Origin of the sequence: Pseudomonas sp. AKS31 (assembly GCF_023634765.1) — a bacterium.
In the GTDB taxonomy this organism is placed as follows: domain Bacteria; phylum Pseudomonadota; class Gammaproteobacteria; order Pseudomonadales; family Pseudomonadaceae; genus Aquipseudomonas.
The window spans coordinates 1,318,482-1,344,857 of sequence record NZ_JAMLFX010000001.1; the positions used below are offsets into that span (position 1 = coordinate 1,318,482).

Consider the following 26,376-nt stretch of genomic DNA (forward strand, 5'->3'; position numbering starts at 1 on the left):
CGGGGCATTTTTTATGCGCGTCAGGCAGTGTCTTTTTCCCTGAGCTAACGTCGAAAGGTTGCCGAAATCTTAATGTGGGAGCGAGCCTGCTCGCGAAAGCGGCGTATCACGCAACATTGATGGCGGCAGACACAACTCTTTCGCGAGCAGGCTCGCTCCCACAAGTAATCAGTGCCGTGTACACACCTCACAAGGAATTGCATGTCGTTCATCCAAGCCAACCTGATCCACCTGCTCGCCGCCGTCTGGTTTGTCATCTGCTGGGGTGGTTATACCCGTTATGCCTCTTGGAAGGGGCGCGATACAGCGTGTCTGGCCAGCGTGCTGCACCTGTACCGCGAAGACTGGATGCGCCGCATGCTGCTGCGCGACAACCGCATTGCCGATGCCAGTGTGATCGGCAACCTGGAACGCAATGCCTCATTCTTCGCTTCCAGCACGCTGATCATCCTCGCCGGTATTCTCACCGTGCTTGGCGCGTCCGAGCGGGCAGTGTCGTTGCTGGCAGACATCCCGATGGTGCAGCAGGCGTCGCAGGGCATGTCGGAAATCAAGTTGCTGTGTCTGGCGATGGTGTTCGTCTACGCGTTCTTCACCTTCAGTTGGTGCATGCGTCAGTACAACTTCGCGGCCGTGCTGGTTGGCTCGGCGCCGATGATCGGTGAACGACATGTTTCCGAACAGGAGCGCAAGGCCTTCGCTGCGCGGGCGGCGCGGGTGATTTCGATGGCAGCCAACCAGTTCAACTTCGGGCTGCGCTCTTACTACTTCGGCATGACCATGCTGGCCTGGTTCGTCAGCCCGTGGCTGTTCATGCTGATGAGCGCCGGGGTGGTATTGGTCTTGTATCGGCGCGAGTTTCATTCCGACGTTCTCGATGTAATGGTCTATACCCCTACAGAGGCGCCCATCCCCGAGGCGAACAAAGAGGCTGCTTGATGAGTATTCCGTTCTGGTGTGTGTTTATCAGTGCACTGATGATCTATATCGCGCGTATGCCGGTGGGCAAAGCGATGAAAGAGCAGGGCGGTTACAACAACCACTTGCCGCGACAGCAACAGGCGCAACTGACCGGCTACGGCGCGCGGGCGCTGGCGGCTCACCAGAACAGTATCGAAGCATTCATCTTGTTCGCAGTCGGTGTGTTGATGGCGCACACCACGCAAACGGCAGGCTGGCTGATCGATACATTGGCGATCATCTTCGTGATCGCGCGAATCCTCTACCTGTGGTTCTATCTGGCCGATCTGCCCAAGCTGCGCAGTCTGGTCTGGCTAGTTGGTTTAGTCTGTTCGCTGTTGCTTATGATTAGTCCGACTTTTAGAACTGTCTTGCTCTAAGGCGAGCACGACCCTAAATGACAGGCAAAAGAAAACCCGCACTTGGCGGGTTTTCTTTTTCTGCAGCAAAAAGCAAATTATTGCTTCTTGGCAGCTTCTTCTTGTGCAGCAGCGTTAGATTCGGCCTGAGCTTTGGCAGCTTCGGCGTTTTCTTTCGCAGCGTCGTTCACTTTATCCTGAGCTTTGTTCATGTCTTGCTGAGCTTGTTCAGCATGTTGGTTTGCATCTTGAGCTTTGTCCTCGGATTTTTTATCGCAGGCAGCGAGACCGAGGGAAGCGGTCAACATCAAGGCAATAGCTAAAGTCTTACGCATGGGGTGTTTCTCCTTATGGAAAATAACTACTGGCCTTAAGAACCTGGCGCTACAGGTTAAGTTCCTCATTTCTTTCAGATATATAAGTTTGTTTTTATACGGAACTTTTGCTGTTTTGCTCACTACTGGCAAAAGGCTCTAACGAGAGTAATTATCAAATGGCTGAAAACACCGTTTTTGAGCGTGCAACGCGGTTTCTTTCTGCGTTGCGACACTGCCAGGTCCTTGGTTTACAGGTGCACGGCGCCTCCAGCGAAGGGCTCACGGTGATTCTGCCGTACAGCCCGAAAATCGTCGGAAATCCGGAAACCGGTGTCATCCATGGTGGTGCGATCACTTCATTGATGGACACGGCCTGCGGGATGTCGACCCTGTGCGTATTGCCGGAATTCGAGGTCTGCCCGACCCTCGATCTGCGCATCGACTACATGCACGCGGCCGAGCCGAACAAGGATGTGTATGGCTTCGCCCAGTGCTATCGGGTGACCCCTGATGTGATTTTTGCCCGTGGTTTCGCTTATCAGGACGACCCCGAACAGCCTATCGCACATGTGGTCGGCACCTTTATGCGCATGGGCAAGGGTCTCAAAGGCACCAAAGGTTTCGGCGGCGCGATAAAGGGAGAGCGGCAGTGAGCGATGATCTCAAGCAGCAACTGCAGCAGGCCCATGCACAAGGTGATTACGCGCCGTTGCTGAAGTTGATTCCCTACGCCGGGCTGATCGGCATCGAGTGTTCGCGTGTCGGTGATGAGCTGCTGTTCAAGCTGCCGGCTAACAAGGACAACATTGGTAACCCTTTATTGCCAGCGATCCACGGCGGGGTGATTGCCGGGTTCATGGAGCTGGCAGCCGCGCTGCACCTGCTGATTTTCACTGGCGCACCAGGGGTGCCGAAGATTATCGACTTCTCCCTCGATTACCTGCGCGCCGGGCAGTTCCGCGATACCTGGGCCAAATGTCAGGTGTGCCGTCAGGGGCGTCGCGTGGCCAACGTCGCCATCACCGCCTGGCAAAGCACCGAAAGCGAACCGATTGCCACCGCTCGTGCGCACTTCAAAATCGATGAGCCCTTGAAATCCTGAACAGCGCCCCAAACTCACAAGACAACCCGCCGCCGACCATTTCGGGTCGCGGCCACTGCCATCTGATTGGAGTTTGATGACCATGAGTGTGGAAACTCAAAAGGAAACCCTGGGCTTCCAGACCGAGGTAAAGCAGCTGCTGCACCTCATGATCCATTCGCTGTATTCCAACAAGGAAATCTTCCTTCGCGAATTGATCTCGAACGCCTCTGACGCTGTCGACAAACTGCGCTTCGAAGCCCTGGCCAAGCCAGAGTTGCTTGAGGGCGGCGCTGATCTGAAAATCCGTGTGAGCTTCGACAAGGACGCCAAGACCGTCACCCTCGAAGACAACGGTATCGGCATGAACCGTGACGATGTGATCACCCACCTGGGCACCATCGCCAAATCGGGCACCGCCGATTTCATGAAGAATCTCTCGGGCGATCAGAAGAAGGATTCGCACCTGATCGGCCAGTTCGGTGTCGGCTTCTACTCTGCCTTCATCGTTGCCGACAAAGTTGACGTGTACAGCCGTCGTGCCGGCACTCCGGCCAGCGAAGGCGTGCACTGGTCGTCGAAAGGCGAGGGCGAGTTCGAAGTCGCCACCATCGACAAGCCAGAGCGCGGTACCCGCATCGTTCTGCACCTGAAATCCGGTGAAGACGAATTCGCCGATGGCTGGCGTCTGCGCAACATCATCAAGAAGTACTCCGACCACATCGCGTTGCCGATCGAGCTGCCTAAAGAAGCTGCAGCTGCCGAAGGCGAAGAGACTCCGGCCGTTGAATGGGAAACCGTCAACCGCGCCAGCGCCCTGTGGACCCGTCCGCGCACTGAAGTGAAGGACGAGGAATACCAGGAGTTCTACAAGCACATCGCGCACGACTTTGAAAACCCGCTGGCCTGGAGCCACAACAAGGTTGAAGGCAAGCTTGAGTACAGCTCGCTGCTGTACGTGCCGGCCCGCGCGCCGTTCGATCTGTACCAGCGTGAAGCGCCGAAAGGCCTGAAGCTGTATGTGCAACGCGTGTTCGTCATGGATCAGGCCGAGTCGTTCCTGCCGTTGTACCTGCGCTTCATCAAAGGCGTGGTCGACTCCAACGACCTGTCGCTGAACGTGTCGCGTGAGATCCTGCAGAAAGACCCGATCATCGATTCGATGAAAACCGCGCTGACCAAGCGCGTGCTCGACATGCTGGAAAAACTGGCGAAAAACGAGCCTGAGCAATACAAAGGCTTCTGGAAGAACTTCGGTCAGGTCATGAAAGAAGGCCCGGCAGAAGATTTCGCCAACAAAGAGAAAATTGCCGGTCTGCTGCGTTTCGCATCGACCAATGGCGACGACGGCGAGCAGATCGTCGGTCTGGCCGACTACCTGGCACGCGCCAAGGAAGGTCAGGACAAGATCTACTACCTCACCGGCGAAACCTACGCGCAGGTCAAGAACAGCCCGCACCTGGAAGTCTTCCGCAAGAAAGGCATCGAAGTGCTGCTGCTGACGGATCGCATCGACGAGTGGCTGATGAGCTACCTCAGCGAATTCGACGGCAAGACTTTCGTTGACGTGGCACGTGGTGATCTCGATCTGGGCAACCTGGACTCGGAAGAGGACAAGAAAGCCGCAGAAGAGGTCGCCAAGTCCAAAGAAGGTCTGGTTGAGCGTCTGAAAACCGCGCTGGGCGATTCCGTGGCTGAAGTCCGCGTATCCCATCGTCTGACTGATTCGCCGGCCATCCTGGCCATTGGCGAGCAGGATCTGGGTCTGCAAATGCGTCAGATCCTCGAAGCCAGTGGGCAGAAAGTGCCGGACTCGAAGCCGATCTTCGAATTCAACCCAAGCCACCCGCTGATCGAGAAACTCGACGGCGAGCAGAACGAAGGGCGTTTTGGCGACCTGTCGCACATCCTCTTCGATCAGGCCGCCCTCGCGGCTGGCGAAAGCTTGAAAGACCCGGCCGCTTACGTGACCCGTCTGAACAAGCTGTTGGTTGAACTGTCGGTTTAACCAAGCTGTTGAAAAACCCGCTTCGGCGGGTTTTTTCATTCTGGTGTTTAACCAATCAGGAGTCAGAAATGAGCCAAGTCACTGTACGTTCCGTGGTCTATCAGATCGACGGCCAGCCTTATGAAGGTCGTCTGGCGTTCGACGCCGAGCACAAAGACGCGCGTCCGGGTTTGTTGATGGCGCCGAACTGGATGGGCGTCAGCGCCGGTGCCGAAGAGATCGCCAGGTCGGTTGCGGCCAAGGGCTACGTGGTGTTGATTGCTGACGTTTACGGCCAGGCTGTGCGTCCACAAAACGCTGATCAGGCGGGTGCCGCGATGATGCCACTGAAGGATGATCGCGCGCTCCTGCGCAAGCGTATGCAAGCGGCGTTCGAGCAATTGCAGAAGCAGGGCGAAGCGGCGGTCGATACGTCGAAGCTGGCGGTGTTCGGTTTCTGCTTCGGCGGTTGCTGTGCGTTGGATCTGGCGCGCACCGGTGCGCCGGTGAAGGCGGCGGTATCGTTCCACGGCACGCTGGATTCGCCGAATCCTGCCGACGCGCAGAACATCAAAGGTTCGGTGCTGGTACTGCACGGCGCTGCCGATCCGTTGGTGCCGAAAGAGCAATTGCCGGCGTTTGAAGACGAGATGAACGCGGCGAAGGTGGATTGGCAGTTGCTCAGCTACGGCGGTGCGGTGCACTCGTTTACTGATCCGCATGCCAATGTACCGGGCAAGATGATGTACGACGCGAAGACCGCCAAGCGTGCCTTCAAGTCGATGCATGATTTGCTGGATGAAGTGTTCAAGGGCTGAAAAGCGAAGAGCGAAAAGCCCCTCACCCTAACCCTCTCCCGGAGGGAGAGGGGACTGATTGGGGGATATTTCAGAGGTCCGCCGACCTGAAAATGCTTATGTGAATCCGAAATCGTCTGCTGTGTTTAGCTGACCCCCTAATCGACGCTATATTTCAGGTCGGTGTATGACTTAAGACACCTCGGTCGGCCCCTCTCCCTCCGGGAGAGGGCTGGAGGGTAGCTTTTCAGCGCGGCAACTCGATCCGCTCAACTTCCCCCGGCACCGTCGGCCAGTCCCCGGCCGCCCATTTGCGCCGCGCTTCATCGATCGCCGCCGGATCGCTCGCCACAAAATTCCAGTTGATCCGCCGAGGCCCGTCCAAGGGCGCGCCGCCGAACACCACCGCGTGCACATCGCTTTCGGCAAACAGGCTCATTTCTTCCCCGGCCGGCAACACCACCAGCGCATGCGTTTCAATGGTTTCGCCATTCAGCTGCGCATCGCCACTCAACACATACAACGCCCGCTCTTCATGCTCGGTCGGAATCAGCAGAGTGGTCGCCGTTTGCATCTTCACTTCCGCATACAGCGTAGGAGAAAGCACCGGCACCGGCGATTCCAGGCAAAAGCCTGACCCGGCAATCATCCGAATCTGTACGCCAAGGTTATCGCTCACCGGCAAGGTTGCTGCCGGGTGGTGGCTGTAATGCCCCGGGCCTTGCTCGTGATCCTTGGGCGACGCCAGCCAGATCTGCAAGCCGTGCATCGTGAAGCTTTGGTCCCACAACGGCTCAGGCGTGCGTTCAACGTGGGCAATCGCGCTGCCAGCGGTCATCCAGCTGACATCGCCGGCGCAGACCACCTGGTCCGAGCCAAGGCTGTCCTTGTGCTGGATCTGCCCCTCAAACAGATAGGTGAGCGTCGACAGACCGATGTGTGGGTGCTGTCGGATGTTCATGCCTTTGCCCGTCGGATAAACCGTCTCGAGCATGTGATCAAAAAACACGAAAGGCCCGACACTGCGGCATTTGGCTGACGGCAGCGGACGCAGAATCGGCTGGCCTTCGACGTCTTCGGCGCGCGGGCGGATGATCAGAGGTTGCGTGTCCATGGTGCATTCCAGGCTGAGCGGGTGATGCCAGAAGCATAACCCGCCGCTGGCGTGAGGAGGATTACTGGCTATCGAAGCCTTGCGGGGCGTGGGTTTCGATGCTGACGTCGGTCGTGGTCATCAGTTTGTGAATCGGGCAGCGGTCGGCGACGCGCAGCAGTTCCTCACGCTGGGCATCGGTGAGTACACCTTTGAGGGTGAGGGTGACGTGCAGCACGTATTTGCCTTTTTGTTCTTCGCTGTTATCGCGTTTGACGTCGACCCCGACGCCGGTCAGCGGGATGTCTTTCTTCTTCGCGTACATCTTCAGGGTCAGCGCTTTGCAGGCGCCAAGGGCGGCATCGAAGTAGTCGTGTGGCTCAGGGGCGGAGCCTTCGCCGCCGGCGGATTTCGGCACGTCGGCAAACAGTTCGTGGTCATCAATCTGTACGGTGTGACGAAAACCTTCAGCGGAGACGGTATTGACGGTAACAGTCATGGGAACCTCACAGGCAGTAGGAAAAGTCGTTTCGATCAAAAAAGACCTTGCAGTTATAGAGCATTCCCACCGGCACGCGTTCCACTTTCCTGCGGGATGAACCCTTGTCGTCAGGGCGGGGTCTAGGCTATGCCTACTTCTCGGAGATTACTTGTGTCCCTGTATCGTTTGAGTCTCGCCTGCCTTCTGCTGCTTGCCGGCAATGTCAGCGCCCGCGAATACACCTACAGCGATGCGCACCTGCATTACGTGGATTTTTTCCAGGAAAGCGCAGGCATGGCGAAACTGCTGGCGGCGATGAAGGACGGTTCTGTCGAACACGTGATGATTTCCGGTATCCCGGTAGCGAAGAAATGGCACGAAGACGAACCCAAGCGTCCGCGTTATTACGCCGGCGACGACGCCGACGCTTATTGGTATAGCGCCACTGACGTGATCGTCGCTGATGCCGTACAAAGGCTTTCGCCCGAGCAGCGCCCGTACTTTCATCCGTTCCTGTCGGGCTTCAATCCCAACGACAAGAACTCCGCCGCACACATCCAGCGCATGCTCGACCTGTACCCGGGGCTGTGGCAGGGCATCGGCGAGGTGTTCACCCGGCATGACGACCTCACTGCGCTGACGTCCGGCGACACGCCACGGGCCAATAACGAAGCGATGACCAAGATTTATCACTTGGCGGCCGAGAATGATCTGCCGGTGATGCTGCATTCGAACATCACCTCCAAGCGTGAGAAAAATCCGCTGTACCTGAAGGAAATCGAAGAGCCGCTGCGTAATCATCCGCACACGCGATTCATCTGGGCTCATGCCGGTACCAGCGCTGAAATCCATCGGCATCAGACGCAACTGAGTTTCTTGCTGCCCACCCTAACGCGCATGCTTGAGGCGTATCCCAACCTGTTTATCGACCTGTCCTGGAGCATGCTCACGCCTTATCTGCTGGACGAGCAGGGTACGCCGCGCGCGGAGTGGCTGGCGCTGGTGGAGAAATACCCGGAACGCTTCATGCTCGGCTCGGATGTGGTCGGACGCTTCAACAAGCTCGGTGAGGAAATGCACAGCTTTAAGCCATTCCTCGACGCCTTGCCTGAAGGCGTTGCGAAAAAAGTCGCTCGGGATAACTTCCTGGCGATCTTGCCGCGAACGGGGCTCAAGTCCGGCAAAAGTACGCGGAATCGTTAATGCCAACGGTTCGAACGATCAAGGCCTTTTGATATCGCCTTTTCGTCTTACGCAAATTTTCGCCGGGCCGATACCTTCTAGAGCAACCAGCTGCAGGGTCGATGCAGCGCTTTTGGAAGGAACCAGAGCAATGAGTATCCGTAGTCTCAATATTGCCCCGCGCGCCGGCCTGGGGTTTGGTTTGTTGGCGTTGATGGTGTTTGCCCTCGGCGCGTTCGCCCTGCTACAAATGTCGAACATGCGCGCGCAGTCCGATGAGGTCGATAACAACTGGCTACCGAGTGTGATGGCCGTCGGCGAGATGAGTCAGGACATGCTGCGCCTGCGCGCGTTGACCATGCGCCTGTTGCTCAATCGTGATCCGCAGGCGCTGGAGCAGAATATCGCCAAGCTCAATGACGTGCGCGGTGTGCTGAGTGAGGCCCAGCAGCGTTATGACGTGCTGATCGTATTACCAGAAGAGCGCAAGTTGTTTGATCGCTTCAAAGTCGCCGAGCACCAGTATCTGGAGTTTCAGGCGCAAGTCATGCAGTTGTCGGCGCAGAATCGGGTGGAAGAGGCTGCGACCATTCTCAACGGCCAGATGAGTCCGTTGGCCGATGAAATCGCGGTCATCCTGCGCGAACTGGTCGAGCTGAATAAACACAACGCCAATCTCGCCACAGAAGCGGCGCGACTGGTGTTTATCAATTCGCGGGTGTGGGTCGGGGTGATGATCGGCGTGACCGCGCTGATCACCATCGGCCTCGCCCTATTGCTGACGCGCAGCATCGTGTTGCCGCTGGCGCAGTCGTTGGGCGTAGCCGAGGTGGTGGCCGGTGGTGATCTGACCGGTGATATCAGCATCAGCGGCAAGGACGAACCGGCGCGGCTGCTTCAGGCGCTCAAGAGCATGCAGCACAACTTGCGCGATACGATTCGGCAAATCTCGGAGTCCTCCAGCCAATTGGCCTCGGCCTCGGAGGAGCTGAGTTGCGTCACGGAAGACGCTACCCGCGGGTTGCACCAGCAGAGCCTGGAAATCGAGCAAGCCGCCACGGCGGTCAATCAGATGACGGCGGCGGTGGAGGAGGTGGCCAGCAATGCAGTGGCGACCTCGGAGGCGTCGCGTGAATCCGACCGCATCGCCCAGCATGGTCGCGAACAAGTGCAGCAAACCGTTTCGTCGATTGAGTTCCTCGCCGAAGACGTGACCAACAATGCATCGCAGGTCGAAGATCTGGCGCAGAAGGTTCATGGCATCAGCAAGGTACTGGACGTGATTCGTTCGATTGCCGAGCAGACCAATCTGCTCGCTTTGAACGCCGCGATTGAAGCCGCGCGGGCCGGTGATGCCGGACGCGGATTCGCGGTAGTGGCCGATGAGGTGCGGGCCTTGGCGCATCGTACCCAGCAGTCGACGCAAGAGATTGAACAGATGATCGGCGGCATCCAACAGGGCACCGATTCGGCGGTCAATTCGATGCAGCAAAGCAATGTGCGTGCGCGTTCGACGCTCGAGTTGGCCAAGGCCGCCGGGACTGCGCTTGAAGAGATCGCCTCGGCGTTCACGCTGATCAATGAGCGCAATCTGGTGATCGCCAGTGCCTCGGAAGAGCAGGCGGCGGTGGCGCGGGAGGTGGATCGCAATCTGATGAATATTCGTGATCTGGCGATGCAGACCTCGACGGGGGCCAATCAGACGAGTGCGGCGAGTCAGGAGTTGTCGCGGCTGGCGGTGGATTTGAACAGCATGGTGGCGAAGTTTTCGGTTTGAGGCTTGCCTTCAAAAGCCCCTCACCCTAGCCCTCTCCCAAGGGGAGAGGGGACTGACCGTGGGAGATTAGAGAATTACGCCGACCTGATCTTGCTTTGGAGAATCCGTAATCGACTGGGTCTTGCAGGTCGATGTAGCTGGTCAGACATCTCGGTCGGCTCCCTCTCACTAGGGAGAGGGCTGGGGTGAGGGGCGAAGGTGGCACAAAAAGCCGGGTTAAACGCAGACGAAAAAAAGCCCCGCATTTCGCGGGGCTCTTTGCTGTAGCGGTGGATCAGCTGCCTTTAACGGTTTTGCCGTTGACCGTGCCGTCCTGGAGCATGATGTTGTACTCCTTGCCGTCGGTTTCAACCTGTTGCAGACGAACCAGCAGGTAATCCCAATCCTTGGCGAACCAGAGGACGGTGATGCGCTTGCTTTGTGTCGGATCGCGTACGCGCTCGACCTTGATCGCATCGATCTGGCCGGCCTTGGTTTCGACTTTTTCCGAACCGAGCACGCGGAAGTCATAGGTATCGACTTCACCGTCATCGACCACTTGATAGCTCATGGTCTTCTTGCCGGCAGCGACATCATGCTGCAGCGCCAGTTGGTAGGTGGACTTGTCGACCATGCCGCGGTTCAGCGGGATTTTCACCGCGTCGCCACGGTCGGTGCCGGTGACCATTTTGCTGTTCCAGTCGAAATCCAGATCAGCCTTTTTCGCTTTGCCCAGACCGCCACGTTCAAAGTGGTAGGACTGCGGCAGCAGGGTGTCCTTGTCCAGGGTCAGGGTGCTTTCTTCAGTCAGGCTGGCGATCATCATCGAGGCCTTGAAGCTGAGCTTCCAGACGCCGTTGGCTTCCTTGACCAGACTGCGCTCGGCGGTGCCGCTCATAGGCAACTGCTTCCAGTCGGCGGTGTAGCTGGCGGAGAACGGTTGAAGTTCGGCTGCCTGCGCGAAGGGCAGGGCGAGCAGAGCGCAAGCGAAGAGCAGGGCGCGACGCATAATATCTCCTAGTTTCGAATCAAGTGGCCGCTGGCCGCGAGTAACTGGCCGTCCAGTAAAGCACCGTGTTCACCGAGTGCCAGCCTGCCTTCGGCAAACCAGCGTACTGCCATCGGGTAGATCAGGTGTTCCTGAACGTGGACTCGCTGCGCGAGACTCTGCGGCGTGTCGTGCAACTCTACCGGTAATACTGCCTGTACGACCAGTGGTCCGCCATCGAGTTCCTCGGTGACGAAGTGCACGGAGCAGCCGTGCTCAGTGTCGCCGGCCTCCAGCGCGCGCTGATGAGTGTGTAACCCTTTGTATTTGGGCAGCAGCGACGGGTGGATGTTGAGCAGGCGACCTTGGTAGTGGCGAACGAAATCAGCGCTGAGAATGCGCATGAAACCGGCCAGCACCACGAGTTTCGGATTGAATTCGTCGATCAGTTCGATCAGGGCAGCATCGAAGGCCTCGCGACCTTCGAATGCCTTGTGATCCAGCGAGCGGGTGGCGATACCCGCGTCGCTGGCGCGTTGCAGGCCGTAGGCGTCGGCGCGATTGGAAATCACTGCAGCGATGCGGACCGGGCTATCGCCGGTCCGCGTGCTGTCGATCAGAGCCTGCAAGTTACTGCCGGTGCCGGACAACAGCACCACGACATCACAGGTTGCGGACATTAATGAGCCTTAAGGTTCTGCAGATCAACCTGAGCAGCGCCTTCGGCAGCGGCAGCGATCTGACCGATGACCCAAGGCTGTTCGCCGGCGTCACGCAGGGTGTTCAGTGCAACTTCTACGTGTTCCTGAGCTACGCAGATAACCATGCCAACGCCGCAGTTCAGCACGCGGTGCATCTCGGTCTCGTCAACGTTGCCTTTTTCTTGCAGCCAGTCGAACACGGCAGGGCGAGTCCAGCTAGCTACGTCAACCACGGCCTGTGCGCCTTTTGGCAGAACGCGCGGGATGTTGTCGAGCAGGCCACCACCGGTGATGTGGGCCATGGCTTTGACGGCGCCGGTGTCTTTGATCAGCTTGAGCAACGGCTTCACGTAGATGCGGGTCGGGGCCATCAGCAGATCGGTCAGCGGTTTGCCGTCGAGCTGAGTGTTTTCGATGTCAGCGCCGGAGACTTCGATGATCTTGCGGATCAGCGAGTAGCCGTTGGAGTGCGGGCCGGACGATGGCAGGGCGATCAAGGCGTCACCGGTGGCCACTTTCGAGCCGTCGATGATTTCCGATTTTTCCACGACGCCGACGCAGAAGCCGGCCAGGTCGTAGTCTTCGCCTTCGTACATGCCAGGCATTTCAGCAGTTTCGCCGCCAACCAGCGAGCAACCCGACAGTTCGCAGCCAGCGCCGATGCCGGTTACCACCTGGGCAGCGGTGTCGACATTGAGTTTGCCGGTGGCGTAGTAGTCGAGGAAGAACAGTGGCTCAGCGCCGCAAACCACGAGGTCGTTCACGCACATGGCAACCAGGTCGATGCCGATGCTGTCGTGCTTGTTCAGGTTCAGCGCCAGACGCAGTTTGGTGCCGACGCCGTCGGTGCCGGACACCAGCACAGGCTGCTTGTAGCCGGCCGGGATTTCGCAGAGGGCGCCGAAACCGCCCAGGCCGCCCATGACTTCCGGGCGCGCAGTGCGCTTGGCGACGCTCTTGATGCGTTCGACCAATGCTTCACCGGCGTCGATGTCTACACCGGCGTCCTTGTAGCTCAGGGAGGGTTGCTTGCTCATGATCCAGGCCTTTAGGGGAGGGGATTCAGGGGTAACGACCGAGTTCAGCGGGAACTTCGAAATCGAGGGGGCGATGGCCTCACGCGAGTTTCGAGGTGCCCGGCTGTTGCCGGTCTGCGAAGGCGCGCGATTTTATCAGGCTTGAGGGGCAGCGGCCATCCTCGCACCGACGGGCAGAGCCATATCCACGGAAATTTTTTGCAATTGAGCCGTATGAACGCCTGTATAAGGTGGGGCGATTAACCGTCTATCGTTATCACTGTGCAAAAACTTACCGCTGCCGTGTGAATGTTTTGCGATGGCAGATTGTCACAGCCTTGCTTAACCGGTTCACGCGGCCTGTTCCAGCCGCTCCTGTCGACGGGAATTCTCCATGCGTTTTTGTAAATTGTTGTTTGTGGGTTGTTTGTCTCTCATCAGCCTGGCGAGTCACGCCGAAAACCTCAAAGGCCTTTATCAGGTACGTGAGCCGGTCAATGGCCAGGCACCGGAAGAGCGTGATCGCGCCACGCAAGCGGCGCTCGATACGCTGGTGTTGCGCCTTACCGGCGACCCGAAAGCCCCGCAGAATCCGGGGCTGGCGGCGATTCGCAAGGATCCGCAGCAAATCATCAGTCAGTTCGGTTTCGATGCCGGGCCGCCGGAGGTGCTCAAGGTCGATTTCGATCCGGCGACCACCGAGCAGGCGCTGCGTCGGGCCGGGTTGTCGGTGTGGGGCGCCAGTCGCCCGTCGATTCTGAGCTGGTGGCTGAACGATTCGACTGAAGGCTCAAGTCTGGTCGGTGACGGTCAGGCCGCTGCCGCGCCTTTACGCACGGCCGCTCAACATCGCGGCTTGCCATTGCGTTTGCCGTTGGCGGACTTGAGCGAGCAATTGGTTGCCACGGCGCCAGCGCTGGAAGGCACGGATCCGGCACCGTTGCGTGGCGCCTCTGAACGCTACAACGCTGACGCCTTGCTGGCGGTGCATGCCCGCGAAGAAGGTGGGCAGTGGCAAGCCAAGTGGCATTTGTGGCTGGGCGACCAGAAAGAGGCGGGCAGCGTGCAGGGCGTCGATCAGGCTGCAGTCGCTGATGCGGTGATGCTGGCGGTGGCTGAGCGGCTGGCGCCACGTTTTGTGGCCAAGCCCGGTGCTTCGGGCCAGCAGACCCTGGAAGTGCAGGGCATGACTCTGGAGCATTACGCGGCGCTGTTGCGGTTACTCGAACCGTTTGGCGTGCGTCTGCAAAGTGTTGATGGCGATCGCATCGTTTATCGGGTCAATGGCAGTGCCGACCAGATGCGTGCGCAGTTGTCGCTGGCGAAGTTGCAGGAGTTGCCGGCCGAAACGCCTGCTCCGGTGGCAGCGCCGCAGCCTGGGGTGGTGGGGGCAGCGCCTGTCGCCGCACCGGCCCCGGCGCTGCGGTTTCGCTGGTAGGTCTTTCCTTATATAGAAGAAGCAGGAGTGGTACATGGCCGATACTCGGCGTTGGTTCTGGCTCGGTGGGGTAATCCTGCTTTGCGCGTTTGTCTGGTTGCTGCATCCGATCCTCACGCCGTTTCTGGTGGCGCTGCTGCTGGCGTATCTGTTCGATCCACTGGTGGATCGCCTGGAACGGCTTGGTTTGTCGCGCACCTGGGGCGTGATCGCGGTGTTTGCCCTGTTCACCCTGATCGTCACGGCGCTGATGCTGGTGCTGGTGCCGATGCTCGCCAAGCAGTTGCTGCGACTGTACGAACTGGCACCGCAGATGCTTGACTGGTTGCAGCACACGGCAGTGCCGTGGGCGCAGTCGAAGCTGGGGCTGTCGGACGGTTTCTGGAAGTTCGACAAGGTCAAGGCCGCAATCAGCGAGCACATGGGCCAGACCACCGACATCGTCGGCGTGGTGCTGAGTCAGGCAACGGCCTCCAGTCTGGCGTTGATCGGCTGGCTGGCCAATCTGGTACTGATCCCGGTGGTGAGTTTCTACCTGCTGCGCGACTGGGACGTGATGATGGCCAAGATCCGCAGCCTGCTGCCGCGTGATCGCGAAGAACGTGTGGTCGCGCTGGCCGGCGAATGCCATGAAGTGCTGGGCGCGTTCGTTCGCGGTCAGTTGTTGGTGATGCTGGCGCTGGGCGTGATTTACGCGGCGGGTCTGATGATTGTCGGCCTCGAGCTGGGGCTGTTGATCGGTCTGATCGCGGGGCTGGCGGCGATCGTGCCGTACATGGGCTTCGTGATCGGCATTGGCGCAGCGCTGATTGCCGGGTTGTTCCAGTTCGGTGGTGATCTGTACCCGATGGTCGGCATTGTCGCCGTGTTCATGGTCGGTCAGGCGCTTGAGGGCATGGTGTTGACGCCGTTGCTGGTGGGCGATCGTATCGGTCTGCACCCGGTGGCGGTGATCTTCGCGATTCTGGCTGGCGGCGAGTTGTTCGGTTTCACCGGTGTGCTGCTGGCGTTGCCGGTGGCCGCGGTGATCATGGTGCTGGTGCGCCATGTGCATGACTTGTACAAGGACTCCGACATCTATAGTGGCGTTGACGATCCGCAGCTGTAGTGGCGCAGGGCGGCCCGGCGAATAGCCGGGTTGGCCCATGTCCTGCAGGTGCTGGCGCCAAAGAATCTGTCATAAAACCAGCGTGTTAACGCAAACCTTTGATTTTGCTTGGACTCTGTCGCATTGTGCGCTCAGCTTCACGGGTATAAACTTCGCAAACTTTACACAGAGGCCACTAACGGTTCCTTGAGAACTGTTCAGTCAGCATGAAACCGATTCAGCTGCCCCTAGGTGTGCGTCTGCGTGACGACGCCACCTTCATCAACTACTACCCAGGCGCCAATGCCGCTGCACTCGGCTATGTCGAGCGTCTATGCGAAGCCGACGCTGGCTGGACAGAAAGCCTGATCTACCTGTGGGGCAAACACGGCGTAGGGCGTACGCATCTGTTGCAGGCTGCATGTTTGCGTTTCGAACAGATGGGCGAGCCGGCGGTGTATTTGCCGTTGGCCGAGTTGATGGATCGCGGTGTCGAAATCCTCGACAACCTTGAACAGTACGAGCTGGTTTGCCTGGATGACTTGCAGGTAATTGCCGGCAAGGCTGACTGGGAAGAGGCGATGTTTCATCTGTTCAACCGTCTGCGGGACAGCGGTCGGCGTCTGCTGATCGCCGCTTCCACCTCTCCGCGTGAATTGCCGGTCAAACTGGCTGACTTGAAGTCGCGCCTGACTCTGGCGCTGATTTTCCAGATGCGCCCACTTTCCGATGAAGACAAGCTGCGCGCCTTGCAATTGCGCGCATCTCGTCGCGGTTTGCACCTCACCGACGAAGTCGGGCATTTTATTTTGACTCGCGGCACCCGCAGCATGAGTGCGTTGTTCGACTTGCTCGAACAGCTCGATCAGGCCTCGTTGCAGGCTCAGCGCAAGCTGACCATCCCCTTCCTGAAAGAAACGCTGGGCTGGTAACGGCGCGGCTTTCAGCGAGTTTTGGCATATTTCAGGCGCCAGAAAATCCGCTTTCCTGCACGGTGTACAGGCCGCGTATCGGTTCAAATGGGCTTAAGCGCTTAGATGTAAACGAGAAACCGAGAAGTCACAAAAAGATCGATTGAATTTGCAAATGAGGTTGATAGCGGGCATAGTCTCGGCTTCTTTACAACTATCAGCCACGGTCGTGCCCATGCTAAAGCGCTTCGCACCCCTCGTGCCTCTCGCACTCGTCACCCTGTTGTACGGTTGCGCTGCTCATTCTCCAGTTCAAGAGCAGCCTCAACAGGTTAAAAATTCTGCAACGGCCCAGTCTTCCGTTATTTATCAGGAAGAGCTGGACACCGAAAAAGAACTCAACGAATTCAATGGCAAGAAGCCTTATCAGCTTCCTGTTCTGGCCGACAGCATCCTCGAACGCGGCATGTCCCTGATCGGTACCCGTTACCGTTTCGGCGGGACCTCTGAAGCCGGTTTCGATTGCAGCGGTTTCATCGGTTACCTGTTTCGCGAAGAAGCTGGCATGAACCTGCCACGCTCGACCCGCGAAATGATCAACGTTGATGCGCCGCTGGTGTCGCGCAGCAACCTTGAGCCGGGCGATCTGCTGTTCTTCGCCACCAACGGTCGTCGCGGTCGTGTCAGTCACGCCGGGATCTACCTCGGTGACAACCAGTTCATCCACTCCAGCAGTCGTCGCAGCGGCGGTGTTCGCATCGACAGCCTGGGTGACAGCTACTGGAGCAAGACCTTCATCGAAGCGAAACGCGCTCTGGCCAACGCTCCGACGGTAGTCACTGCTCGCAAGTAATTCCCCGATGTCGCTGCGCTCGCGGCGACAATCAGGCTCCCGCTAACGGAGTAGACCTAGACTTTACAAGGTGAAGTTAAAGTCTTACTTGAAGTTTGCCGCGTAGCCGCTAGAATCCTGAATCTATATTGATGGCAAACCGCCTGCGTGCTTACGCAGGCGGTTTTGTTTTCTGTCCATCGGCAGAAAAAGCCGCAGCCAGATCAGGATGTTCTGCTTATGACGATGTCGGCCCGCCTCACCTTGATGCTCTTCGCAGCGCTGCTCAGCGGCTGTGCCAGTCGTACACCGCCACCTGCGCCGGTGGTTCGCGCTCCGGTCGTATTCGGGCCCTCCCAAGCTTTTTCGCCTGCTGCTGAAGACGTGCTGTTTCGCGCGCTTGGCCTGGTCGGCACGCCGTATCGCTGGGGCGGCAATACGCCAGATTCGGGATTCGATTGCAGCGGCTTGATCGGTTTTGTCTACCGTGACGCGGCGGGCATTTCGCTGCCGCGCTCCACGCGCGAGCTGATCGTCATGCAGGCGCCGAATGTCGGCAAGGAAGGTCTGCAGACCGGCGACCTGATCTTCTTCGCCACCAATGGCGGCTCGCAGGTCAGTCATGCGGGGATTTACGTCGGGGAGGGGCGCTTTGTACACGCGCCGGCCACGGGGGGCACGGTGAAGCTGGACAGCCTGTCGAAGGCGTATTGGCAGAAGGCGTATCTGAGTGCGAAGCGGGTGTTGCAGCCTGAGCATCTGGCGCATAACCCATAGTAAAAATCGCAGCAATCCTAATGTGGGAGCGAGCCTGCTCGCGAAAGCGGTGTATCAGTCAACTCAATGGAGGCTGACACTCCGCATTCGCGAGCAGGCTTGCTCCCACAGTTGTTTCAGGTCACATTCAGCATCACTTCGTGGCCGACACTCGCCACACCTTATTGCCAACATCATCCGCCACCAGCAAGCCACCTTGCTGATCGATCACCACGCCCACCGGGCGGCCGAGTGCATTCTCGTCCTTGTCGAGGAACCCGGTCAGCACATCCACCGGTTTGCCACTCGGCTTGCCACCGGTAAACGGCACGAAAATCACTTTGTAGCCACTGTGCGGTTTGCGGTTCCATGAGCCGTGCTGGCCGATGAATGCACCTTCCTTGAACTGCGCCGGCAAGCTGTTGCCCTCGGCAAAACTCAGGCCGAGCGAGGCGGTGTGCGGCCCGACCGCGTAATCCGGGGCGATCGCTTTGGCCACCAGGTCCGGGTTTTGCGGTGTAACGCGCACATCGACATGCTGACCGTAATAACTGAAAGGCCAGCCATAAAAGCCACCGTCCTTCACGGAAGTGATGTAGTCCGGCACCAGATCGCTGCCGATCTCGTCGCGCTCGTTGACCGCTGTCCACAACGCGCCACTGGTAGGCTCCCACGCCAGGCCGTTGGGGTTGCGGATGCCCGAGGCGAAGATGCGGTGATTGCCGGTCGCCCGATCGACTTCCCAGATCGCCGCGCGGCCTTCTTCCTTGTCCAGACCATTTTCGCCGACGTTGCTGTTCGAGCCGACCGTGACGTACAGCTTGCTGCCGTCCTTGCTGGCAATGACGTTTTTGGTCCAATGGTGATTCAGCGTCCCGCCCGGCAGATCAACAACCTTGATCGGCTGCGACTTGATCTCGGTCGCGCCGGGTTCGTAGTTGAAGCGCAGCAGGCGATCGGTATCGGCGACGTACAGGTCGTTGCCGACCAGAGTCATGCCGAACGGCGAGTTGAGGTTCTGCAGAAACACTGTGCGGGTCTCGGCGACGCCATCATGATCGGCGTCGCGTAGCAGGGTGATGCGGTTCGGGCTCGGCACGCCAGCGCCGGCCTTGCCCATGACCTTCTTCATCACCCAGCCACGAATGCCGCTGCTGTCATCAGGCTTCGGCGGGGCATTGGTTTCCGCCACCAGCACATCGCCGTTGGGCAGCACATAGAGCCAGCGTGGGTGATCGAGGCCTTCGGCGAATGCTGCGACTTGGGTGCCGGCTGCGGCGGTCGGTTTGCCGCCCTCGGGCCAGCCGATCGCCGGGGCGATGTTCACTGTCGGGATCAGGGTCTTGTTCGGTTCGGGCAGTTTCGGTGACGGGCCGGTGCCGTCGGAGACTTGCAGGCTGGAGGATTCACCGCAAGCGGCGAGACCTCCGGCGAAGGCGATGACAAAAACGAGCTGGGGCTTGCGCATTGCTGATCTTCCCTATGAATGCATTCCTAATCATAGAGGAGGGCGCAAGCCCGATGGTTCAACTGCTCAGCCGCGGGCTTCCTTGAACAGCACGGCGATGCCCGGGTGATAGTTGCCGGCTTCGCTGCGTAATTTGCGGTAGGCATAGGGGAAATACCAGGCGACGGCGCAGGTGTGTTCCTTTTGCAGGTCGTCGACCATGTCTTGCAGCTCTTCGGGGCTGGCGCTGTGCTGGGCTTTCTGCGGCGCGACAAACAGGCAGCCGAGCTTGAGGTCGCTGGCGTAGCTGATGCGTTTGGCGTCGTTGGTGATGTCCAGCAGCGCTTGGGTCAGATTGAGATTCGTGACCCGTGGCCAGCGTTGCGTGGCCTGAATGAAGGCGCGATCTTCGGCGCCGGCGATAAACAGGTCGGCGCGGGCATTGCGTTCGCCTTCTTCGTTCTGCTTGCGCGTGGCAGTGTCGTTCAACGTGACCAGCTCGGCCATCCAGGCTGCGGCCGAGAGCAATCCGAGATTGGCTTTCTCGTCGTGCCAGTAAGGGGTGTCGCTGTCGCCGCGCACGGCGTTGTAGCGGTCGATACAGTCAAACCAGCGTTCGAGCACCGGGCGCAGGAATTCCAGGCGCGGGTTGCTGATGATCATGCCTTGCATCGTCATCATCCTTTATTGTTGTCGTGGGCTTTTCGAGAAAAGCATGGCTCTTTGATATCATTTGTATCAGTGTGGCACAAGATTGGCGTCAGATAATTGATCGACGGCAGTTATTCGCCCTGTGGCGGCCTCTTTAATTGACGCTCCACCCCCAACCCTCTAACCTTCGCGGCTTGTTTCAGGTGCTCTGTGACCGGTGTCGACAGAGTGAAACAGGGAAGCCGGTGAGGGTTGTCTTCATGCGAAGAACCACCACGATCCCGGCGCTGCCCCCGCAACGGTAAATGAGTGAAAACTGCGTCGAATGCCACTGCTCAACAGCGGGAAGGCGCGCGGTCCGGCATACGCCACTCATGAGCCCGGAGACCGGCCTGATTCATCCAGCGGCATCACGGTGGGCGATGCCAGGCTTTTTGCCGTCTATTCTTGTGCCTGCCCGCCGTTATCCAGCCTCAACGGAGAGCTCCCCCATGACTGATTCCCCCGAGCGCGACGAGCGCCATCTGGCGCGTATGCAGCGCAAAAAAGCCGTGATCGACGAACGCATTGCCAACTCGCCCGACGAGTGCGGCCTGGTGCTGGTGCTGACCGGCAACGGCAAAGGCAAAAGCAGCTCGGCGTTCGGCATGCTTGCGCGCGCCATGGGCCACGGTATGCAGTGCGGCGTGGTGCAGTTCATCAAGGGGCGCAACAGCACTGGCGAAGAGTTGTTCTTCCGCCGCTTCCCCGAGCAAGTGCGTTTTCACGTGATGGGCGAGGGCTTCACTTGGGAAACCCAGGATCGCCAGCGTGACATTGCTGCCGCCGAAGCCGCGTGGGCCGTCTCCCGCGAATTGCTGCGCGATCCGTCGATCGGTCTGGTGGTGCTCGACGAATTGAACATCGCCCTCAAGCACGGTTATCTCGATCTCGATCAGGTGCTCAGCGATTTGCAGGCGCGTCCGCCGATGCAGCACGTTGTTGTTACCGGTCGTGGGGCCAAGCCGGAAATGATCGAGATGGGTGACACAGTCACCGAAATGGGCATGCTCAAGCACGCCTTTCAGGCCGGCATCAAAGCGCAGAAAGGCGTCGAACTTTGAATCAACCACGTCACTGCCCGGCGGTCCTCATCGCCGCGCCGGCCTCCGGTCAGGGCAAGACCACCGTCACCGCCGCGCTCGCCCGTTTGCATCGCAATCAGGGGCGCAAGGTGCGCGTGTTCAAATGCGGGCCGGACTTTCTCGATCCGATGATTCTTGAGCGCGCCAGCGGTGCGCCGGTGTATCAACTGGACATGTGGATGGTCGGCGAGCAGGAAAGTCGCCGTCTGTTGTGGGAAGCCGCCGCCGAGGCGGACCTGATTCTGATCGAAGGCGTGATGGGCCTGTTCGATGGCACGCCGTCCAGCGCTGATCTGGCGCGGCATTTTGGTGTGCCGGTGCTTGGCGTGATTGATGGGACGGCGATGGCGCAGACCTTTGGTGCGTTGGCGCTGGGACTGGCGAAGTATCAGCCGGATCTGCCGTTTGCCGGCGTGCTGGCCAATCGTGTCGGCACCTTGCGTCATGCGCAGTTGCTCGAAGGCAGCCTCACCGAAGGTTTGCGTTGGTATGGCGCGTTGTCCCGTGAGACGGGCATCGAGCTGCCGAGTCGTCATCTCGGCCTGGTGCAGGCCAGCGAATTGAATGATCTGGATGTGCGTCTCGACGCCGCCGCCGATGCATTGGCCAGCAGTTGCGAGGTAGCGCTGCCACCGGCCGTGGAGTTCGCCGCGCCGGACATCATCGCTGTCGAGCCGCTGCTGCAGAATGTGCGAATTGCCGTCGCCCGCGATGAGGCGTTTGCCTTCACCTACGGCGCGAGCCTCGATCTGTTGCGCGCGATGGGCGCCGAGTTGAGTTTCTTCTCGCCGATCCGCGACACGCAATTGCCGGAGGCGGACAGTCTGTATCTGCCCGGTGGTTATCCGGAATTGCACCACGCTGCACTGGCGCAAAACACCGCGATGCTTGAGGCGATTCGCGCGCACCACGCGGCGGGCAAACCGTTGCTCGCCGAGTGTGGCGGCATGTTGTATCTGCTCGATTCTTTGACTGACGTTGAGGGCACTCGCGCCGAACTGGTCGGGCTGCTGAAGGGCGATGCGGTGATGCAGAAGCGTTTGGCGGCGTTAGCGCTGCAAGCGGTCGATCTGCCGGAAGGTTCGTTGCGCGGGCACACTTATCACCATTCGCTGACCACCACTGAGCTGACGCCGATTGCCCGTGGCTTGAGCCCGAATGGTGGGCGGGGTGCCGAGGCGGTTTATCGTGAGGGGCGGATGACGGCTTCTTATGTGCACTTCTATTTTCCGTCGAATCCTGTGGCTGTCGCTGCGTTGTTTGCGCCTGTCCTTGAGGCCGTCATCGCTGGCAAGCCAGCTCCCACAGGGAATTGCATTTCGTCAGGCATTACACCGCCCACTGTGGGAGCTGGCTTGCCAGCGATGGGGCCATGACCGACAACGCATTCTCCGAAGCCGAGCGCCAAGCCGTCTATAAAGCCATCGCCGAACGTCGCGACATGCGCCACTTCACCGGTGGCACCGTCGAGCCGCAACTGCTGCGCCGTCTGCTCGAAGCTGCCCACCAAGCGCCAAGCGTCGGCCTGATGCAGCCATGGCGTTTCATCCGCATCAGCGACCGAAGCCTGCGCGGGCAGATCCGGAATCTGGTGGAAGAAGAGCGCATCCGCACCGCTGAAGCCCTCGGCGAGCGCAGCGACGAGTTCATGAAACTCAAGGTTGAAGGCATCAATGATTGCGCCGAAGTACTGGTCGCCGCGCTGATGGATGATCGCGAAAAGCACATTTTCGGTCGCCGTACATTGCCGGAAATGGACATGGCCTCACTGTCCTGCGCGATCCAGAATCTGTGGCTGGCTTCGCGCGCCGAAGGCCTGGGCATGGGCTGGGTCTCGCTGTTCGAGCCGCAAGCGCTGGCGGATCTGCTGAAGCTGCCCGAGGGCGCCAAGCCACTGGCGGTTTTATGCTTGGGCCCGGTCAAGGAATTCTATCCGGCGCCGATGCTGGTACTCGAAGGGTGGGCGCAGGCGCGTCCGCTCAATGAGTTGCTGTTTGAGAATTATTGGGGAGTGAGTCAATGAGTGTGGCGTTGTTGAGTGTCGCCGCCGTGGCGCTGGATGCGCTGCTCGGTGAACCGAAACGCTGGCATCCGCTGGTGGCGTTCGGCAACTTTGCCGGGCGCATCGAGCAACGCTTCAACGCTGGTGGCCGTGGCTGGCGCAGCCACGGCGTCACTGCGTGGGTGATCGCGGTGCTGCCGCTGACCTTGCTCGCCACGGCGTTTTCCTGGGCGCCATACGTGGGCTGGATCGTCGAGATTCTCGCGCTGTATTGCGCCCTCGGCATGCGCAGCCTTGGTGAGCATGTCGCTCCGGTGGCCGCCGCATTGCGCGCGGATGATCTGGACGAGGCGCGCAAGCGTGTCGGCTATCTGGTCAGCCGCCAGACCGATGAACTCGACAGCACCGCCGTCGCCCGCGCCGCCACTGAGTCGGTGCTCGAAAACGGCAGTGATGCGGTGTTTGCCGCGTTGTTCTGGTTTGTCGTGGCCGGCGCACCGGGCGTGGTTCTTTATCGTCTGAGCAACACGCTGGATGCGATGTGGGGTTATCGCAACGAACGCTTTGAGCGTTTCGGTTGGGCGGCGGCGAAAATCGACGATGTGCTGAACTACATTCCTGCGCGTCTGGTGGCATTGACCTACGCTCTGCTGGGCAAAACCCGACTCGCGTTGAAGTGCTGGCGCACCCAGGCGCCGCAGTGGGACAGCCCCAACGCCGGGCCGGTGATGGCTGCCGGGGCCGGTGCGCTGGGCGTGGAATTGGGGGGGGCGGCGATTTATCACGGTGAGCTTCACGACCGTCCGCAACTCGGCGAAGGCGTTCCAGCGGATGCCGATTCCATCGACCGTGGCTGGCAATTGGTCCAGCGCGGGGTATGGTTATGGCTGCTGATTCTCTGCGTGGGGGCTGAATTCTATGCTTGAACACGGTGGCCGGCTGCGCAAGGCTGCACTCGATTACGGCATTGCCGAGGCTGATTGGCTGGACTTGTCCAGCGGCCTCGCACCGTGGCCGTTCCCGATCCCGGACATCCCGCTGCGCGCCTGGGCGCGTTTGCCGGAAACCGATGACGGTCTGGAGCAAGCCGCGTGCGATTACTACGGCGCCGCGCAGGTGCTGCCGGTGGCCGGTTCACAGATGGCCATCCAGTTGCTGCCGCGTTTGCGCCGCGCTGGCAAGGTCGGCGTGTTGTCGCCGTGTTATGCCGAACACGCCGAAGCCTGGCGCCGTAGCGGTTACATCGTGCGCGAAGTGCTGGAGCAGGAAGTCGAGTTCTTTCTCGACAGCCTCGACGTGCTGGTGGTGGTCAACCCGAACAACCCGACCGGCCTGAGTCTGACCCCGGCACGCCTGCTCGACTGGCACGCGCGACTCGCTCGGCGCGGTGGCTGGCTGGTGGTCGATGAGGCCTTTATGGACAACACGCCGCAGTTGAGTCTGGCGCCCCATGCACATCAAGTCGGGCTGATCGTATTGCGCTCATTCGGCAAGTTTTTCGGGCTGGCCGGGGTGCGACTGGGATTTGTGCTGGCCGAGCGCAAGTTACTCAAACTGCTCGCCGAACAGGTCGGGCCATGGGCGGTGAGTGGGCCGACGCGTGTGCTGGGCCAGGCGTGTCTGCAAGACACCGACGGTCACACCCGCCAACGGATTCGCAGCGATGAAGCCAGTGAGCGGCTGGCGGCGCTGCTGGAGCGTTATGGCTTCAAGTCCCAGGGCGGTTGCGCGCTGTTCCAGTGGCTGATCACCGAGCACGCCGAAGCGTTGCACGAGTTCATGGCCCGTCGCGGCATTCTCCTGCGCATTTTCACTCATAACAGCAGCCTGCGTTTTGGCCTGCCCGCCGATGCGGCCGAAGAGGCGCGTCTTGAACAGGCTTTGATAGCCTTCGCCAAGGACCACCCATGACCACCCTGATGGTGCAAGGCACCACTTCCGACGCCGGCAAAAGCACACTGGTGACGGCACTGTGCCGCTGGGCAACTCGTCAGGGTGTGGCGGTCGTACCGTTCAAGCCGCAGAACATGGCGCTCAACAGTGCCGTGACCGCTGATGGCGGTGAGATTGGCCGCGCGCAAGCGGTGCAGGCGCAAGCCGCTCATCTCGAACCGCACACCGACATGAACCCGGTGCTGCTCAAGCCCAATAGCGACACTGGCGCGCAAGTGATCATCCATGGTCGTGCCGTCACCACGATGAACGCCGTTGCCTACCACGACTACAAAACCATCGCGATGCAAGCGGTGCTGGTTTCTCATGAACGACTCAGTGCCGCGTATCCGCTGGTGATGGTCGAAGGTGCGGGCTCACCCGCCGAGATCAATCTGCGTGCTGGCGACATCGCCAACATGGGCTTTGCCGAGGCGGTAGATTGCCCGGTGTTGCTGATTGCCGACATCAATCGCGGCGGGGTTTTTGCCCATCTGGTCGGCACCCTTGAGCTGCTGTCGCCAAGCGAACAGGCGCGGGTCAAAGGTTTTATCATCAATCGGTTTCGCGGCGACATCGCCTTGTTGCAACCGGGCCTCGACTGGCTCGAACAGCGCACCGGCAAACCGGTGGTCGGCGTGTTGCCGTACGTGATGGACCTGCATCTGGAGGCCGAGGACGGCATCGATCAGCGCCAGACCGACAAGGCCGAACAAGTGCTGAAAGTGGTGGTGCCGGTGCTGCCGCGCATCAGCAACCACACCGACTTCGATCCGCTGCGCCTGCATCCGCAGGTTGATCTGCAATTCGTCGGCCCGGGGCAGGCGATTCCTGCTGCCGACCTGATCATCCTGCCGGGCTCGAAAAGCGTGCGCAGCGATCTGGCCTATTTGCGCGCCAATGGCTGGGATGCCGCGATCAATCGGCATCTGCGTTACGGCGGCAAAGTGCTGGGGATTTGCGGCGGTCTGCAGATGCTCGGTGAGCAGGTGCATGACCCGCTTGGCCTTGAAGGTGCTCCCGGCTCCAGTGCCGGTCTGGGCTTGCTGACGTTCGACACCACGCTTGAAGCCGAAAAGCAGTTGCGCAATGTACGTGGACGGCTGGCGCTGGAAGATGCCGAAGTCAGTGGCTATGAAATTCATGCCGGCGTGACCACGGGGCCGGCGCTGGAAAACCCAGCGGTGCATCTTGATGACGGTCGTTGCGACGGCGCGCTGAGTGCTGACGGACAGGTGTTCGGCACCTATCTGCATGGCGTGTTCGAATCGCCGGCGGCGAGTGCGGCGCTGTTGCGCTGGGCCGGGTTGAGCGATGTACAGCAGGTGGATTATCACGGCTTGCGCGAGCGCGATATCGAGCGCTTGGCGGATCTGGTGGAAAGGCATCTGGATACCGGATTATTGCGTCAGCTCTGTGGGATTTGAGGTGGCTGTATGGGCCTCTTCGCGAGCAGGCTCGCTCCCACAGTGAATGCG

27 protein-coding genes and 1 riboswitch are annotated in these 26,376 nt (G+C 59.7%); of the genes, 19 read left to right on the forward strand and 8 right to left on the reverse strand.

The features are described from left to right. The first annotated feature begins 201 nt into the window (after positions 1-201). Entirely contained in the window at positions 202-939 is a 738-nt protein-coding gene (locus M9827_RS05765; RefSeq protein WP_095119943.1) for a DUF599 domain-containing protein, read from the forward strand. Further along, complete coding sequence (locus tag M9827_RS05770; protein ID WP_095119944.1) at positions 939-1,340, forward strand: MAPEG family protein; 402 nt, start codon at positions 939-941, stop codon at positions 1,338-1,340. Before M9827_RS05765 ends, M9827_RS05770 begins: the two co-directional genes overlap by 1 nt. A gap of 77 nt (positions 1,341-1,417) precedes the next feature. Here the strand turns inward: M9827_RS05770 and M9827_RS05775 are convergent, their stop codons facing one another. Then, positions 1,418-1,654 carry a hypothetical protein gene (locus M9827_RS05775; RefSeq protein WP_007959016.1) on the reverse strand — a complete coding sequence of 79 codons (237 nt, stop codon included), beginning with the start codon at positions 1,652-1,654 and terminating at the stop codon, positions 1,418-1,420. Between the two features lie 158 nt (positions 1,655-1,812). Between M9827_RS05775 and M9827_RS05780 the strand changes: the two genes are divergently transcribed. The 4 genes from M9827_RS05780 to M9827_RS05795 all read left to right on the forward strand — a co-directional run bounded on the left by M9827_RS05780 (position 1,813) and on the right by M9827_RS05795 (position 5,522). Beyond that, entirely contained in the window at positions 1,813-2,289 is a 477-nt protein-coding gene (locus tag M9827_RS05780; RefSeq protein WP_250604113.1) for a PaaI family thioesterase, read from the forward strand. Continuing rightward, entirely contained in the window at positions 2,286-2,738 is a 453-nt protein-coding gene (locus M9827_RS05785) for a PaaI family thioesterase (protein ID WP_123449649.1), read from the forward strand. Before M9827_RS05780 ends, M9827_RS05785 begins: the two co-directional genes overlap by 4 nt. Positions 2,739-2,820: 82 nt before the next feature. Further along, entirely contained in the window at positions 2,821-4,725 is a 1,905-nt protein-coding gene (gene htpG / locus M9827_RS05790; RefSeq protein WP_250604115.1) for a molecular chaperone HtpG, read from the forward strand. Between the two features lie 68 nt (positions 4,726-4,793). Then, entirely contained in the window at positions 4,794-5,522 is a 729-nt protein-coding gene (locus tag M9827_RS05795; protein WP_250604117.1) for a dienelactone hydrolase family protein, read from the forward strand. Positions 5,523-5,748: 226 nt separating this feature from the next. On the opposite strand, the gene M9827_RS05800 is transcribed toward M9827_RS05795, so the two are convergent. Both M9827_RS05800 and M9827_RS05805 read right to left on the reverse strand, forming a co-directional pair. Continuing rightward, positions 5,749-6,615, reverse strand: a complete 867-nt coding sequence (locus M9827_RS05800) for a pirin family protein (protein ID WP_250604120.1) — start codon at positions 6,613-6,615, stop codon at positions 5,749-5,751. A gap of 61 nt (positions 6,616-6,676) precedes the next feature. Further along, complete coding sequence (locus M9827_RS05805; RefSeq protein WP_007919858.1) at positions 6,677-7,093, reverse strand: OsmC family protein; 417 nt, start codon at positions 7,091-7,093, stop codon at positions 6,677-6,679. Between the two features lie 129 nt (positions 7,094-7,222). Between M9827_RS05805 and M9827_RS05810 the strand changes: the two genes are divergently transcribed. Together M9827_RS05810 and M9827_RS05815 are read left to right on the forward strand one after the other, a co-directional pair. Continuing rightward, on the forward strand, positions 7,223-8,278 hold the full coding sequence (locus M9827_RS05810) for an amidohydrolase family protein (protein ID WP_250604122.1): 1,056 nt from the start codon (positions 7,223-7,225) through the stop codon (positions 8,276-8,278). Between the two features lie 130 nt (positions 8,279-8,408). Next, positions 8,409-10,034, forward strand: a complete 1,626-nt coding sequence (locus M9827_RS05815; protein ID WP_250604124.1) for a methyl-accepting chemotaxis protein — start codon at positions 8,409-8,411, stop codon at positions 10,032-10,034. A gap of 274 nt (positions 10,035-10,308) precedes the next feature. Here M9827_RS05815 and M9827_RS05820 read toward each other — a convergent pair whose 3' ends face one another. From M9827_RS05820 to purM, 3 genes are read right to left on the reverse strand one after another with little or no spacing between them, the layout of a single operon-like run. Next, a complete protein-coding gene (locus M9827_RS05820) occupies positions 10,309-11,022 on the reverse strand; it encodes a DUF3108 domain-containing protein (RefSeq protein WP_095114118.1) in 714 nt (237 codons plus the stop codon). 8 nt (positions 11,023-11,030) lie between these two features. After that, positions 11,031-11,681, reverse strand: coding sequence for a phosphoribosylglycinamide formyltransferase (purN, locus tag M9827_RS05825; RefSeq protein WP_095119952.1), 651 nt, complete (start codon positions 11,679-11,681; stop codon positions 11,031-11,033). Next, complete coding sequence (gene purM / locus M9827_RS05830) at positions 11,681-12,739, reverse strand: phosphoribosylformylglycinamidine cyclo-ligase (protein ID WP_034156237.1); 1,059 nt, start codon at positions 12,737-12,739, stop codon at positions 11,681-11,683. The genes purN and purM overlap by 1 nt, the downstream gene beginning before the upstream one ends. A gap of 373 nt (positions 12,740-13,112) precedes the next feature. Here purM and M9827_RS05835 point away from each other — a divergent pair, with 373 nt between their 5' ends. From M9827_RS05835 to M9827_RS05855, 5 genes are all read left to right on the forward strand, one after another. Then, entirely contained in the window at positions 13,113-14,156 is a 1,044-nt protein-coding gene (locus M9827_RS05835) for a DUF2066 domain-containing protein (RefSeq protein ID WP_250604126.1), read from the forward strand. Between the two features lie 34 nt (positions 14,157-14,190). Next, a complete protein-coding gene (locus M9827_RS05840) occupies positions 14,191-15,264 on the forward strand; it encodes an AI-2E family transporter (RefSeq protein ID WP_250604128.1) in 1,074 nt (357 codons plus the stop codon). A gap of 206 nt (positions 15,265-15,470) precedes the next feature. Further along, complete coding sequence (hda, locus tag M9827_RS05845; protein WP_007919828.1) at positions 15,471-16,175, forward strand: DnaA regulatory inactivator Hda; 705 nt, start codon at positions 15,471-15,473, stop codon at positions 16,173-16,175. A gap of 214 nt (positions 16,176-16,389) precedes the next feature. Further along, the gene (locus tag M9827_RS05850) at positions 16,390-17,007 is read left to right on the forward strand and encodes a C40 family peptidase (protein ID WP_007919826.1); all 618 of its coding nucleotides are present in this window, start codon (positions 16,390-16,392) and stop codon (positions 17,005-17,007) included. A 219-nt stretch (positions 17,008-17,226) separates the two neighbouring features. Beyond that, positions 17,227-17,763, forward strand: coding sequence for a C40 family peptidase (locus M9827_RS05855; protein WP_250604130.1), 537 nt, complete (start codon positions 17,227-17,229; stop codon positions 17,761-17,763). A gap of 133 nt (positions 17,764-17,896) precedes the next feature. Here M9827_RS05855 and M9827_RS05860 read toward each other — a convergent pair whose 3' ends face one another. Continuing rightward, positions 17,897-19,210 (reverse strand): PQQ-dependent sugar dehydrogenase, encoded by a 1,314-nt coding sequence (locus M9827_RS05860; RefSeq protein ID WP_250604132.1) that lies wholly within the window; start codon positions 19,208-19,210, stop codon positions 17,897-17,899. 66 nt (positions 19,211-19,276) lie between these two features. Next, positions 19,277-19,861 carry a hypothetical protein gene (locus tag M9827_RS05865; protein ID WP_250604134.1) on the reverse strand — a complete coding sequence of 195 codons (585 nt, stop codon included), beginning with the start codon at positions 19,859-19,861 and terminating at the stop codon, positions 19,277-19,279. 163 nt (positions 19,862-20,024) lie between these two features. After that, positions 20,025-20,250, forward strand: a riboswitch (cobalamin riboswitch). Positions 20,251-20,331: 81 nt separating this feature from the next. Between M9827_RS05865 and cobO the strand changes: the two genes are divergently transcribed. From cobO to M9827_RS05895, 6 genes are read left to right on the forward strand one after another with little or no spacing between them, the layout of a single operon-like run. Then, positions 20,332-20,943 carry a cob(I)yrinic acid a,c-diamide adenosyltransferase gene (gene cobO / locus M9827_RS05870; RefSeq protein ID WP_250604136.1) on the forward strand — a complete coding sequence of 204 codons (612 nt, stop codon included), beginning with the start codon at positions 20,332-20,334 and terminating at the stop codon, positions 20,941-20,943. Then, entirely contained in the window at positions 20,940-22,340 is a 1,401-nt protein-coding gene (locus M9827_RS05875; RefSeq protein ID WP_250604138.1) for a cobyrinic acid a,c-diamide synthase CobB, read from the forward strand. Before cobO ends, M9827_RS05875 begins: the two co-directional genes overlap by 4 nt. Next, entirely contained in the window at positions 22,337-22,987 is a 651-nt protein-coding gene (gene bluB, locus M9827_RS05880) for a 5,6-dimethylbenzimidazole synthase (protein WP_250604140.1), read from the forward strand. Before M9827_RS05875 ends, bluB begins: the two co-directional genes overlap by 4 nt. After that, complete coding sequence (gene cbiB, locus M9827_RS05885; protein ID WP_250604142.1) at positions 22,984-23,892, forward strand: adenosylcobinamide-phosphate synthase CbiB; 909 nt, start codon at positions 22,984-22,986, stop codon at positions 23,890-23,892. Before bluB ends, cbiB begins: the two co-directional genes overlap by 4 nt. Continuing rightward, positions 23,885-24,877: a threonine-phosphate decarboxylase CobD gene (cobD, locus tag M9827_RS05890; RefSeq protein WP_250604144.1), complete on the forward strand. Its 993-nt coding sequence runs from the start codon at positions 23,885-23,887 to the stop codon at positions 24,875-24,877. The genes cbiB and cobD overlap by 8 nt, the downstream gene beginning before the upstream one ends. Further along, the gene (locus M9827_RS05895) at positions 24,874-26,325 is read left to right on the forward strand and encodes a cobyric acid synthase (protein ID WP_250604146.1); all 1,452 of its coding nucleotides are present in this window, start codon (positions 24,874-24,876) and stop codon (positions 26,323-26,325) included. Before cobD ends, M9827_RS05895 begins: the two co-directional genes overlap by 4 nt. The last annotated feature ends 51 nt before the right edge of the window (positions 26,326-26,376 follow it).

Coding starts and splice junctions, on each gene's coding strand:
- M9827_RS05765 (WP_095119943.1), top strand. CDS start 202: ATGTCGTTCATCCAAGCCAACCTGATCCACCTGCTCGCCGCCGTCTGG.
- M9827_RS05770 (WP_095119944.1), top strand. CDS start 939: ATGAGTATTCCGTTCTGGTGTGTGTTTATCAGTGCACTGATGATCTAT.
- M9827_RS05775 (WP_007959016.1), bottom strand. CDS start 1,654: ATGCGTAAGACTTTAGCTATTGCCTTGATGTTGACCGCTTCCCTCGGT.
- M9827_RS05780 (WP_250604113.1), top strand. CDS start 1,813: ATGGCTGAAAACACCGTTTTTGAGCGTGCAACGCGGTTTCTTTCTGCG.
- htpG (WP_250604115.1), top strand. CDS start 2,821: ATGAGTGTGGAAACTCAAAAGGAAACCCTGGGCTTCCAGACCGAGGTA.
- M9827_RS05795 (WP_250604117.1), top strand. CDS start 4,794: ATGAGCCAAGTCACTGTACGTTCCGTGGTCTATCAGATCGACGGCCAG.
- M9827_RS05800 (WP_250604120.1), bottom strand. CDS start 6,615: ATGGACACGCAACCTCTGATCATCCGCCCGCGCGCCGAAGACGTCGAA.
- M9827_RS05805 (WP_007919858.1), bottom strand. CDS start 7,093: ATGACTGTTACCGTCAATACCGTCTCCGCTGAAGGTTTTCGTCACACC.
- M9827_RS05810 (WP_250604122.1), top strand. CDS start 7,223: ATGCCTACTTCTCGGAGATTACTTGTGTCCCTGTATCGTTTGAGTCTC.
- M9827_RS05815 (WP_250604124.1), top strand. CDS start 8,409: ATGAGTATCCGTAGTCTCAATATTGCCCCGCGCGCCGGCCTGGGGTTT.
- M9827_RS05820 (WP_095114118.1), bottom strand. CDS start 11,022: ATGCGTCGCGCCCTGCTCTTCGCTTGCGCTCTGCTCGCCCTGCCCTTC.
- purN (WP_095119952.1), bottom strand. CDS start 11,681: ATGTCCGCAACCTGTGATGTCGTGGTGCTGTTGTCCGGCACCGGCAGT.
- purM (WP_034156237.1), bottom strand. CDS start 12,739: ATGAGCAAGCAACCCTCCCTGAGCTACAAGGACGCCGGTGTAGACATC.
- M9827_RS05835 (WP_250604126.1), top strand. CDS start 13,113: ATGCGTTTTTGTAAATTGTTGTTTGTGGGTTGTTTGTCTCTCATCAGC.
- M9827_RS05840 (WP_250604128.1), top strand. CDS start 14,191: ATGGCCGATACTCGGCGTTGGTTCTGGCTCGGTGGGGTAATCCTGCTT.
- hda (WP_007919828.1), top strand. CDS start 15,471: ATGAAACCGATTCAGCTGCCCCTAGGTGTGCGTCTGCGTGACGACGCC.
- M9827_RS05850 (WP_007919826.1), top strand. CDS start 16,390: ATGCTAAAGCGCTTCGCACCCCTCGTGCCTCTCGCACTCGTCACCCTG.
- M9827_RS05855 (WP_250604130.1), top strand. CDS start 17,227: ATGACGATGTCGGCCCGCCTCACCTTGATGCTCTTCGCAGCGCTGCTC.
- M9827_RS05860 (WP_250604132.1), bottom strand. CDS start 19,210: ATGCGCAAGCCCCAGCTCGTTTTTGTCATCGCCTTCGCCGGAGGTCTC.
- M9827_RS05865 (WP_250604134.1), bottom strand. CDS start 19,861: ATGCAAGGCATGATCATCAGCAACCCGCGCCTGGAATTCCTGCGCCCG.
- cobO (WP_250604136.1), top strand. CDS start 20,332: ATGACTGATTCCCCCGAGCGCGACGAGCGCCATCTGGCGCGTATGCAG.
- bluB (WP_250604140.1), top strand. CDS start 22,337: ATGACCGACAACGCATTCTCCGAAGCCGAGCGCCAAGCCGTCTATAAA.
- cbiB (WP_250604142.1), top strand. CDS start 22,984: ATGAGTGTGGCGTTGTTGAGTGTCGCCGCCGTGGCGCTGGATGCGCTG.
- cobD (WP_250604144.1), top strand. CDS start 23,885: ATGCTTGAACACGGTGGCCGGCTGCGCAAGGCTGCACTCGATTACGGC.
- M9827_RS05895 (WP_250604146.1), top strand. CDS start 24,874: ATGACCACCCTGATGGTGCAAGGCACCACTTCCGACGCCGGCAAAAGC.